The 13,725-nt window shown below is 42.3% G+C and carries 1 protein-coding gene; it reads right to left on the minus strand.

What is annotated here, in order from left to right; genetic code table 11:
* Positions 1-69 precede the first annotated feature (69 nt).
* Positions 70-13,725: a non-ribosomal peptide synthetase gene (locus N774_RS0103125; protein WP_024859839.1), complete on the minus strand. Its 13,656-nt coding sequence runs from the start codon at positions 13,723-13,725 to the stop codon at positions 70-72.

The raw sequence follows: 13,725 nt of genomic DNA on the forward strand, positions 1-13,725 counted from the left end.
GTAGCATAAACATCCTTTCCCGAGTACAATGTACCTGATGATCCATAATTTCTTATGCGTGTGCGCAGCTTATGATTTTTTATCTATCGAATCGCAGTAATCTGACAGTTCGATAAGTGTCTGTATGAACACTTCTGCAAAGGCAGATACAGCATTGAAGCCAAATCTTCTGTCATAACTGTAGAAATTGAAACTCATTATACCGTTTATGACCATGCCATTTATGGAGATTTTCTCAGGCAGTACATTTTCCTCTGAAACCATTTTTCCGCACGGATATACCTTGCCTTCCTCACTTTCACTGTGACCGAAATCCCCAAGATAATTGAAGCATATATCAGGCTCACAGGTATGCGCGTTATATCCATACCTCATTCCGTTGTTGGGAACACTGCGAACAGCGCGTATCGCTGACTTTACAGCTCCGTCATAATCATCAAGACAATCCACATTTATCACATACTCATTTGTAAACCATCCGACAGTACGGTCAACATCTATCGGAACATGTATAGCCTCTCTGCCGTGTCCCTCAAGCTTTACGGAAAGCTTATGCTGATCTGTAAGTCTCCTTAATGCCATAGACAGTCCTGCAAGAAGCAGCTCGTTTATCTTAGCTCCGTCAGCGTTGACACATTTCGTAAGAAGCATATTGGTTCTTTCTTCATCAAGCTTAACGAACGCAAATGGCTCCTGATCGGAATCATCTTCATAATTACCTTTTATAATGCCCTCTGCCGCTTCATCGGAAGCGTTCTTCCAATAGAGCTTTTCCTCATCTGTCTGCATATCTGCATATTCTCTGAGTTTTTTGCTCCATTCAATATATGACGCTGTCTTAGGCGGAAATTCAATCGTTTCTCCGTTTCTTGCCTTTTTAACAGCAGTTTCGATGTCTTCGGAAATTATTCGCCATGATACACCGTCAACGGCAATATGGTGAATGATCAAAACCATTACCTTATCTTCCTTAGTATCAAATACCGCTGCCTTGACTACCGGTCCATCTGACAGACAAATGCTTTCCTGTACTTTTGTGCATTTTTCAGTCATTTCCTTGATTGGTTCAGCTGAATCAGTCAGATCAAATTCAATAAAATCAAACAGCTTGCTTTCATTTACAGGAAGTATCTCAAATGTATCATTTCTGAATACGACTCTGAGCATATCGTGATGTATAACAAGCTTGCGAACTATCTCAGAAAGCTGCTCATTTTCAACGCCGTTTACAATAAAGAATTTCGACATATTATAATGATCAGGCATTGAAAGCGAAAGATTCCTGAACTTCATGAGAATCGGAGTCGCTTCGATCCTTCCGTAAACCTCGCCCTGTTCATACTTCTTTTCATTTGATTCGGAGCTCAGTGAAAGGGCTATATTTTCAGCAGTTTTGCCGCTCATTATATCCTTGACCGTTACCTTGTAGCCGTAATTTCTCAGCTTTGAAATTATTCTTATTGCCTTGATGGAGTCTCCTCCCAGCTCAAAGAAATTATCCTTTATGCCTACGGTCTCGATATTCAGTATCTCGCTGAACGCACTGCATACGGCTTCTTCCTTTTCATTTCTCGGTGCTGCATATTCCTTTGCCGCCTTGGCTTCGATATCGGGAAGCGCTCTCTTGTCAAGCTTGCCGTTTCGTGTTACGGGTATTGCTTCTATCTGCATCATATATGCAGGTACCATGTATTCGGGCATCACAGCGCTGAGTCTGTCCCTTATCTCGGACACACTCTTCTCTTCGTCACTCGTGTAATAAGCATATATTGCCTTATCTCCTGTGCTGTCTGCTCTCGCTATTACTGCACAATCCTTGATGCCGTCAATTTCACTTATCCTGCTTTCGATCTCTCCAAGCTCGATTCGGAAGCCTCTTATCTTTACCTGTTCATCAATTCGTCCAAGATACTCGATATTTCCGTCAGGCAGCCATCTTGCAAGGTCTCCAGTGCGATACATTCTACCATCACCGAATGGATTCTTTACAAACTTCTCATCTGTAAGCTCAAGTCTGTTCAGATATCCTCTTGCTACTCCGTCGCCTGCTATGCACAGTTCGCCCGGTACTCCTATACCACAGAATTCCATATCATTCATTATATAGATCTGCGTATTGTAGAAAGGCTTTCCTATAGTTATGGGCTCGCCGTTTTTGAGTTTTGCAAACGATGATGCTACTGTTGCTTCGGTAGGACCGTACTCGTTTATGATCTCCGTATCTTCACCTATCACACTAACTATCCGCTCTGTCAGCGGTCTTGTTACAGCCTCTCCGCCAAGCATAAGAGCATGTATTTTGCATTTGCCAAATGTTTCTATTTCATCCATAAGGAGATTAAGATGTGACGGCACTATTTTCAGAACTGCTACATCATTTTCAGATGCATACTTTGCAAGATCGTACTCTGTCATAAAGAGCATAAGCGTTCTTCCGAGGAGCATACTTCCCAGAATTGCAGTAACTGTCAGATCGAAGGCATAATTGGTTATCAACGGTATAACGCCATCATGTATGTAGAAATGTTCGCCTACTGTTCTGAGATAATTGTTCAGCGAAAGATTGCCGATCGTAACGCCCTTTGGCTTGCCTGTTGTTCCCGAAGTATAGATACAATAGATAAGGTCATTCGGTGTGTTGATATGCTGTAGATCATCGGGCGCACCTTTCCAGACCTCTTCGTTTCCTAGGTCTATTACAGGTATTTCGTTGTCAATTATTACATTTTCAGTTGTGTATTTCAGTACTGCCTTTGGCTTGCAGTCATCAAGCATGAAGCCTATCCTATCCTTTGGATATGTCGGATCGATCGGCACGTATGCTCCGCCTGACTTTATGATTCCGTAGATTCCGCATATCATTTCTATGCTTCTGTCAGCAATGATCGCTACAAAATCGTCTGGCTTTACTCCGAATTCACGCAGTTTATGTGCAAGGCTGTTGGCTCTTGCATTGAGCTCTGCATATGTAAGGCTGTTGTTATCAAATACAAGTGCTGTATTGTTCGGAGTTTTCTTTACCTGTTCTTCAAAAAGTTCAACTACTGTCTTGTCTCTTGGATAATCCATTGCTGTTGCATTGAAGTCGTTAAGGATAAGCTGCTTTTCTTCATCTGTTGTCATTTCAATTTCGCTTATCTTCTTCTCTGCATTGGCTGTTATAGACTTCAAAACTTCAATGAAATGTGCAAGTATCCTGTCGGCGGTTTCACTTCTGAACAGTGCTGTGCAGTATTCAAGTCCTATTCCGAACCTTCCATTGATTTCCGATACATTGAATGTCAGGTCAAACTTTGCTGACGTTTCCGAGCTGCCTGTTTCTTCTGCTTCTGCTCCGGATAATTCTCCATTTGCCGTCTCGTTGTTCTGCAGTACGAGCATTACGTCAAACAGCGGATTTCTTGACATATCTCGCTGTACTTCTACTGCTTCTACAAGCTCTTCAAAGGGATATTCCTGATTTTCATATGCCCTAAGGCATGTTTCCTTTATCTCTTTCAAGAAATCCTTGAAGCTCTTGTTCTTCTCGGGTCTTCCTCGCATTGCAAGTGTGTTGACGAACATTCCAAGCATACCTTCGGTATCCTTATGGGTACGTCCGCTAATTGGTGAGCCAATTACTATGTCTTCCTGCCTGCTGTACTTGCTCAGCATTACCATTGCTGCTGCAAGGAATACCATATATTCTGTTGTTCCGCTTTTCCTTACAAGATCCTTGACGCTCTTGCTGAGGTCTTCATCAAGGATTCTGCTTGTTATGCTTCCTGCGTAGCTCTGCTCCTGAGGTCTTGTAAAATCAGTCGGCATATCAAGTACAGGTATCTCATCTTCAAACTGACTCTTCCAATACTCTGCCTGATCACTCAGGTCTCTTGTTCTCATCCACTCGCTGTAGTCCTTGAACTGGTGTGTTAACGGTTCAAGCTTTTCTCCGTTATACAGTGCCATAAACTCTCTTGTGAATATCTCATCACTCATTCCGTCGCCCACTATGTGATGCATATCGAACATCATCAAGTGGTACTCGCCCTTGTTTACAAGCTTTACTCTTACAGGCTTTCCGCTTGCAAGATCAAAGGGCTTCAGGAAGTTCTTCATCAGTTCTTCATCTGATTCTTCGCTTGTTACATACTCGAAGTCTGCATCTATGTGATCAAGTATTTTCTGTACAGGCTCTCCGTCTATCATCAGGAACTGTGTTCTCAGTATCTCATGGCGGTCGGTCATTTCCTGTAATGCTTTTCTTAGATCAGCAGGGCGCACTTCTCCAGTTAGTTTCAGATTCTGGGGCATATTGTATGCTGTCGACTCGGGATCCATTTGCTGTATCAGGTAGGTTCTTTTCTGAGCAGAAGACATGGGATAATATTCCTTCTCCCCAGCTTTCGGAATAGGTACATATTCTTCGCTCTCAGCTCCTGCAAGTACTGCAAGCTGCTCTGCTGTTGGATGTGCGAATACTTCCTTTAATGCTATTCTTGTTCCTGTTTCCGCTTCGATACGGTTTACAAGTCTTGTCGCTCTCAGTGAGTGTCCTCCAAGCTCAAAGAAACTGTCCTTGATTCCCACCTGTTCCACATTAAGTATTTCACTGAATATATTGCAGATCTTCTCTTCAATCTCGTTTCTTGGTGCGATATATTCTTTTGCTGCTTTGGCTTCGATATCGGGCAATGCTCTCTTGTCAAGCTTGCCGTTTCGTGTTACGGGTATTGCTTCTATCTGCATCATATATGCAGGCACCATATATTCGGGCATGCTTTCGCTGAGCCTGTCTCTTATCTCTGACACGCTCTTTTCTTCATCGCTTGTATAGTACGCATATATTGCCTTATCTCCTGTGCTGTCCGCTCTCGCTATTACTGCACAGTCTTTTATTCCTTCGATTTCTCGTATTCTGCTTTCTATTTCACCAAGTTCGATTCGGAAGCCTCTTATCTTTACCTGTTCGTCTATTCTTCCTAAGAACTCTATATTTCCGTCAGGCAGCCATCTTGCAAGGTCTCCCGATCTGTACATTCTTCCTTCACCGAATGGGTTCTTTACAAACTTCTCGGCTGTAAGCTCGGGTCTGTTCAGATAGCCTCTTGCAAGTCCGTCACCTGTTATGCAAAGCTCGCCCGGCACTCCTATTCCGCAGAGCTTTTCTCCGTCCACTATGTATGCTCCTGCATTTGATATAGGCTTTCCTATCAGTACTGTTTCACCATCAAATTCGGGGGCAAGATCATAGTATGTCGAATATACCGCTGCTTCTGTCGGTCCGTAAATATTTCCAAGCAGCGTTTTGCTTCCATGCTTTTTCATTGCTGCATAGAATTCCTTTACAAGCTTCGCATTCAGCGCTTCTCCTGCTGCAAGTACATATCTCAGTCCCTTGATCTGCTCGATATATTTATCAGGCATTGCCATAAATACTGAAAGCATCGAAGGTACAAAATCTACAACTGTTGCCTTATACTGCTCGATCTCTGCTGCGATTTCTTCTGGCTCTTTTTCTGCATTTGGCTTCAGTATCGCAAGCTTTGCTCCTGCTTTGAACCACCAGAATATCTCACTTGCTGATACGTCAAATACGTATGTTGTCTTCTGTAGTATCACATCTTCTTCGTTTAATGGATACTTCTCCTGCATCCAGCTTATCAGGTTCACTATTCCCTGATGTCTGTTCAGGACTCCCTTTGGCTTGCCTGTTGTTCCCGAAGTATAGATACAATAGATAAGATCATTCGGTGTGTTGATATGCTGTAGATCATCGGACGCACCTTTCCAGACCTCTTCGTTTCCAAGGTCTATTACAGGTATTTCGTTGTCAATTATTACATTTTCAGTTGTGTATTTCAGTACTGCCTTTGGTTTGCAGTCATCAAGCATGAAGCTTATCCTATCCTTTGGATATGTCGGATCGATCGGCACATATGCTCCGCCTGACTTTATGATTCCGTAGATTCCGCATATCATTTCTATGCTTCTGTCAGCAATGATCGCTACAAAATCGTCTGGCTTTGCTCCGAATTCACGCAGTTTATGGGCAAGGCTGTTGGACTTTGCATTGAGCTCTGCATATGTAAGGCTGTTATTTTCAAATACAAGTGCTGTATTGTCAGGTGTTTTCTTCACCTGTTCTTCAAAGAGTTCAACTACCGTCTTGTCTCTTGGATAATCCATAGCTGTTGCATTGAAGTCGTTAAGGATAAGCTGCTTTTCTTCATCTGTTGTCATTTCAATGTCGCTTATCTTCTGCTCTGCATTGGCTGTGATCTCTTTCAGTACTTCAATGAAATGTGCAAGTATCCTGTCTGCTGTTTCACTTCTGAACAGTGCTGTGCAGTATTCAAGTCCTATTCCGAACCTTCCATTGATTTCCGATACATTGAATGTCAGGTCAAACTTTGCTGACGTTTCCGAGCTGCCTGTTTCTTCTGCTTCTGCTCCGGATAATTCACCATTTGCTATCTCGTTGTTCTGCAGTACGAGCATTACATCAAACAGCGGATTTCTCGACATATCTCGCTGTACTTCTACTGCTTCTACAAGCTCTTCAAAGGGATATTCCTGATTTTCATATGCTTTAAGACATGTTTCCTTTATCTCTTTAAGGAAATCCTTGAAGCTCTTGTTCTTCTCGGGTCTTCCTCGCATTGCAAGTGTGTTGACAAACATTCCAAGCATACCTTCGGTATCCTTATGGGTACGTCCGCTTATCGGACTTCCTATTACTATGTCTTCCTGTCGGCTATACTTGCTCAGCATTACCATTGCTGCTGCAAGGAATACCATATATTCTGTTGCTCCGCTTTTCCTTACAAGATCCTCGACGCTCTTGCTGAGGTCTTCGTCAATAATAGTACTTGTTATGCTTCCTGCATAACTCTGCTCCTGAGGTCTTGTAAAATCAGTCGGCATATCAAGTACAGGTATCTCATCTTCAAACTGACTCTTCCAGTACTCTGCCTGATCACTCAGGTCTCTTGTTCTCATCCACTCACTGTAGTCCTTGAACTGGTGTGTTAACGGTTCAAGCTTTTCTCCGTTATACAGTGCCATAAACTCTCTTGTGAATATCTCATCACTCATTCCGTCGCCCACTATGTGATGCATATCGAACATCATGAGATGGTACTCGCCCTTGTTTACAAGCTTTACTCTTACAGGCTTTCCGCTTGAAAGATCAAAGGGCCTCAGGAAGTTCTTCATCAGCTCTTCATCTGATTCTTCGCTTGTTACATACTCGAAGTCTGCATCTATGTGATCAAGTATCTTCTGTACAGGCTCACCGTCTATCATCAGGAACTGTGTTCTCAGTATCTCATGGCGGTCGGTCATTTCCTGTAATGCTTTTCTTAGATCTTCAGGACGCACTTCTCCAGTTAGTTTCAGATTCTGGGGCATATTGTATGCTGTTGACTCAGGATCCATTTGCTGTATCAGGTATGTTCTCTTCTGGGCTGAGGACATGGGATAGTACTCTTTTTCCTCTGCTTTAGGTATCGGTAGATATTCTTCGCTCTCAGCTCCTGCCAGAACAGCAAGCTGTTCTGCTGTCGGATGTGCAAATACTTCCTTTAATGCTATTCTTGTTCCTGTTTCCGCTTCGATACGGTTTACAAGTCTTGTTGCTCTCAGTGAGTGTCCGCCGAGTTCAAAGAAGCTGTCCTTGATTCCCACCTGTTCCACATTAAGTATTTCACTGAATATATTGCAGATCTTCTCTTCAACTTCGTTTCTTGGTGCGATATACTCCTTTGTTGCCTTGGCTTCTATCTCGGGCAGGGCTCTTTTGTCAAGCTTGCCGTTTCGTGTTACGGGTATTGCTTTTATCTGCATCATATATGCAGGCACCATATATTCGGGCATGCTTTCGCTGAGCCTGTCTCTTATCTCTGACACGCTCTTTTCTTCATCGCTTGTATAGTACGCATATATTGCCTTATCTCCTGTGCTGTCCGCTCTTGCTATTACTGCACAGTCCTTTATGCCGTCAATACCTCTTATTCTGCTTTCTATTTCTCCAAGCTCGATTCGGAAGCCTCTTATCTTTACCTGTTCGTCTATTCTTCCTAAGAACTCTATATTTCCGTCAGGCAGCCATCTTGCAAGGTCTCCCGATCTGTACATTCTTCCTTCACCGAATGGGTTCTTTACAAACTTCTCGGCTGTAAGCTCAGGTCTGTTCAGATAGCCTCTTGCAAGTCCGTCACCTGTTATGCAAAGCTCGCCCGGCACTCCTATTCCGCAGAGGCTATTTCCCTGCATTATGTAGATCTTTGAGTTCCTCTTGGGCTTTCCTATGGGCACAAGCTCTCCTGCATATTTCTTTGTATACTTTTCGTCTGCTCTCTTTATCTGATATACCGTAGTGATTACTGTTCCTTCTGTTGGTCCGTATGTCTGCCATACTTCTGCATCTCTCTTTAGTATATTGCTCAGATATTCGATCTTTAACTTGTCGCTTCCTACTATGTACTTCTTTACTGTTTTCAGCTCTTCAAGTCTGTTCAGCTCATTCATCAGCAGCGGCGAACAGTGTACCAATGTAACTTCGTTTTTGTTTATGTACTCATGGAGTTTCTCTACGTCGGGAACTATTTCCGCAGGCGCTGTTACTACTCGTCCTCCGCTGCATATTGCAGGATAGAACTCCTCTACAAACATATCGAATGAATATGACGCCTGCTGCAATGAAACTACATTTTCGTCGATAACAAATGTTCTCTTAAAGTTGTATATATCAGCTACCACGCCTCTTTCTTCGAGTGCTACTGCCTTGGGCTTGCCTGTGGTACCTGATGTATATATCAGGTAGATAAGGTCGCTCTGGTTCTTTATCTTCTTAGGATTTGCTGAAATTCCTTCTGTAAATTTATCAGGCTCTATTACTTCGATTCCAACAGGTACTTCAATGCTATTATGAGTGTACTTTATTACCGCTTTTGGCTTGCTGTCCTCAAGCATGAAGCGTATTCTCTCTTCCGGATACTTCGGATCTATCGGCACATATGCTCCGCCTGATTTCAGTACTGCTATGATCGAAACTGCCATTTCTACGCTTCTGTCGGTTATTATCCCCACAAATTCGTTGGCCTTTACTCCAAACTGTCTGAGCTTGTATGCTATTTCATTTGCACGTCTGTTTAGTTCTCCATAGGTTATGCTTCTTCCACTGCACACATAGCAGATTTTCTCAGGTGCCTTTGCTGCTTGTTCTTCAAACAGTTCTGCTGCGGTCTTATCTCTCGGATATTCTGCTTCTGTTGTATTGAAATCTGTGAGTATATGCTTTCTTTCATCCGATGTTACAGCTTCTATATCGCCTATCTTTTGGTCTTCGTTTTCAGTCACTGCTTTCAAGACCTCAGTCAGATGCTCTATTAGCTGCTTTGCTGTCTCTTCTCTGAACAACGCCGTGCAGTATTCAAGTCCTATTCCGTACTTTCCGCCAAATTCCGCTATATTGAATATCATGTCAAATTTGGCGACCACATTTGCTATTCCTGTGTCTTCGGCTTCTGTACCCGATAATTCGCCCTTTGCTGTCTCGTTGTTCTGCAGTACGAGCATTACGTCAAACAGCGGATTTCTGGACATATCTCTCTGTACTTCCACTGCTTCTACAAGCTCTTCAAACGGATATTCCTGATTCTCATATGCTTTGAGACAGGTTTCCTTTATCTCTTTAAGGAAATCCTTGAAGCTCTTGTACTTCTCGGGTCTTCCTCGCATTGCAAGAGTGTTTATGAACATGCCAAGCATAACTTCGGTATCCTTATGGGTACGTCCGCTTATAGGACTTCCTATTACTATGTCCTCCTGTCTGCTGTACTTGCTCAGCATTACCATTGCTGCTGCAAGGAATACCATATATTCTGTTGCTCCGCTCTTCCTTACAAGCTCCTTGACTCTTCTGCTGAGCTTCTCATCAAGTATTGATGTTACTGTTGCTCCTGCATGGCTTTGTACCTGTGGCCTCTGAAAATCTGTCGGCATATCAAGCACAGGTATTTCATCTTCAAACTGACTCTTCCAATACTCTGCCTGTCCGCTCAGGTCTCTTGTTCTCATCCACTCGCTGTAGTCCTTGAACTGGTGTGTTAACGACTCCAACTTCTCACCATTGTACAGCTTCATAAATTCACGTTTGAATATTTCATCACTTGCTCCGTCGCCAACAATATGATGAATATCAAACATGAGAAGATGATACTCGCCCTTGTTTACGAGCTTTACTCTTACAGGCTTTCCGCTTGCAAGATCAAAGGGCCTCAGGAACTGCTTCATCAGCTCTTCATCTGATTCTTCGCTTGTTACATACTCGAAGTCTGCATCTATGTGATCAAGTATTTTCTGTACAGGCTCTCCGTCTATCATCAGGAACTGTGTTCTCAGTATCTCATGGCGGTCTGTCATTTCCTGCAATGCTTTTCTTAAATCGTCAGGGCGCACTTCTCCAGTAAGTTTCAGATTCTGGGGCATATTGTATGCTGTTGACTCAGGATCCATTTGCTGTATCAGGTAGGTTCTTTTCTGAGCAGAAGACATGGGATAATATTCCTTCTCCTCAGCTTTCGGAATAGGTACATATTCTTCGCTCTCAGCTCCTGCAAGTACTGCAAGCTGCTCTGCTGTCGGATGTGCAAATACTTCCTTTAATGCTATTCTTGTTCCTGTTTCCGCTTCTATACGGTTTACAAGTCTTGTTGCTCTCAGTGAGTGTCCGCCGAGTTCAAAGAAGCTGTCCTTGATTCCCACCTGTTCCACATTCAGTATTTCACTGAATATATTGCAGATCTTCTCTTCGATCTCGTTTCTTGGTGCGATATACTCCTTTGTTGCCTTGGCTTCGATATCGGGCAATGCTCTCTTGTCAAGCTTTCCGTTTCTTGTTACGGGTATTGCTTCTATCTGCATCATATATGCAGGCACCATATATTCGGGCATGCTTTCGCTGAGCCTGTCTCTTATCTCTGACACGCTCTTTTCTTCATCGCTTGTATAGTACGCATATATTGCCTTATCTCCTGTGCTGTCTGCTCTTGCTATTACTGCACAGTCCTTTATGCCGTCAATACCTCTTATTCTGCTTTCTATTTCTCCAAGCTCGATTCGGAAGCCTCTTATCTTTACCTGCTCATCTATTCTTCCTAAGAACTCGATATTTCCGTCAGGCAGCCATCTTGCAAGATCTCCCGATCTGTACATTCTTCCTTCACCGAATGGGTTCTTTACAAACTTCTCGGCTGTAAGCTCGGGTCTGTTCAGATAGCCTCTTGCAAGTCCGTCACCTGTTATGCAAAGCTCGCCCGGCACTCCTATTCCGCAGAGACTATTTCCCTGCATTATGTAGATCTTTGAGTTCCTCTTGGGCTTTCCTATGGGCACAAGCTCTCCTGCATATTTCTTTGTATACTTTTCGTCTGCTCTCTTTATCTGATATACCGTAGTGATTACTGTTCCTTCTGTTGGTCCGTATGTCTGCCATACTTCTGCATCTCTCTTTAGTATATTGCTCAGATATTCGATCTTTAACTTGTCGCTTCCTACTATGTACTTCTTTACTGTTTTCAGCTCTTCAAGTCTGTTCAGCTCATTCATCAGCAGCGGCGAACAGTGTACCAATGTAACTTCGTTTTTGTTTATGTACTCATGGAGTTTCTCTACGTCGGGAACTATTTCCGCAGGCGCTGTTACTACTCGTCCTCCGCTGCATATTGCAGGATAGAACTCCTCTACAAACATATCGAATGAATATGACGCCTGCTGCAATGAAACTACATTTTCGTCGATAACAAATGTTCTCTTAAAGTTGTATATATCAGCTACCACGCCTCTTTCTTCGAGTGCTACTGCCTTGGGCTTGCCTGTGGTACCTGATGTGTATATCAGGTAGATAAGGTCGCTCTGGTTCTTTATCTTCTTAGGATTTGCTGAAATTCCTTCTGTAAATTTATCAGGCTCTATTACTTCGATTCCAACAGGTACTTCAATGCTATTATGAGTGTACTTTATTACCGCTTTTGGCTTGCTGTCCTCAAGCATGAAGCGTATTCTCTCTTCCGGATACTTCGGATCTATCGGCACATATGCTCCGCCTGATTTCAGTACTGCTATGATCGAAACTGCCATTTCTACGCTTCTGTCGGTTATTATCCCTACAAATTCGTTGGCCTTTACTCCAAGCTCTCTGAGCTTGTATGCTATTTCATTTGCACGTCTGTTTAGTTCTCCATAGGTTATGCTTCTTCCACTGCACACATAGCAGATTTTCTCAGGTGCCTTTGCTGCTTGTTCTTCAAACAGTTCTGCTGCGGTCTTGTCTCTCGGGAACTCCGCTTCTGTGGCATTGAAATCGTTAATAATAAGGCTTTTTTCTTCATCGATAACTGCTTCAATTGCAGAGAACTTCTTTTCGGATTTTTCAGCGATCTCACTGCATATTTTATTAAGTCTCTGTAATATAGCATCTACATCCTTTATCCCGTATTTCTCAGGAGAATACATCACTCTGAATACGAGCTTATCTTTTCTTTCAAAAGCACTGATCGATATACCGAAATTTGTCTGCTCACGTGATGAGTCAATTAATAAACCACTTTCATCGGAACGGTCATTTTTACTTTCATTGCCTGATGAAAAGTTTTCAAAAGCAAAAATGACCTTGATCAGATCAGATCCCACAGAAGTAGCATTCATTATATCTCCAAGAGAACAATAGTCATAATTCAAGCTTTCTGAACCTTGCTCCTGCTGAGCCTTTAACAGAGATATTACCGAAGTATCACTTTCAGTTCTGAATCTTATCGGTATTGTATTTATGAAAAGTCCCAGCATATCTTCAATACCGTAAATCGGAGCATTTCGTCCTGATACAACTTTTCCGAACACAACATCATTGCTGCCATTATAATTCTGAAGCATTACGCCTACGGCAGTTTCTGCAATACAGTTTAAAGTGATAGAATTGTTCTCGGCAATATTTTTCAGCTTGATGACAATGTTTTCGTTGATCTCGATCTCTTTACAGCCGACGTTTTCATCAGTTGCCTCAGGATAATAACAGCATGGGATATCACATACGTTGTTATATCCTTCAAGGAGATCCTGCCAATATAAAAGTGCTTTATTCTGATCCTGTTTAGTCAGCCATTTAATGTACTCACCATATTCGGGGAAGGTACTTTTTTCATTATCGATTTCCTTGATAATATTTTCATAGGTCTCACCGTTAAAAAGTCGCTCATAGTATTCATAGAATTTCTCAAAAACTATTCCCAATCCCCAGCCGTCAATAATGATATGATGAGTAGTCAATATAAATTTGTAAGCAGATTCACCTATTTTTACGTATGTTACTCTTAAAAGCGGGGCATTTTTGAAATCAAATCCTCTGATTATATCTTTATGAACGATTTCTTTGTATTTTTCATCAAAATCAGAACTATCGGAAAGATCGATACAATTCACCTCAGGCTGACGAACTTTCAATACGACCTGTTTGGGCTTTTTCAGATTCTCATACACAAATGAGGTCCTCAGAATACTGAAACGAGCAAACAAAAGTGACAGTGAATTCTTAACAATACTCATATCAAGCTCATATTTCAGATCATATATCGTTTGTAAAACATATTCTCCTGATCCCGGATTAAGTAAACTGTGAAACAGAATACCCTCCTGCATTGGAGACAATGTATATATATTTTCAATGTTCTTATTTACTTCTGCCAT

The organism is Ruminococcus flavefaciens AE3010, assembly GCF_000526795.1.
Classification (GTDB): Bacteria; Bacillota; Clostridia; order Oscillospirales; family Ruminococcaceae; genus Ruminococcus; species Ruminococcus flavefaciens_D.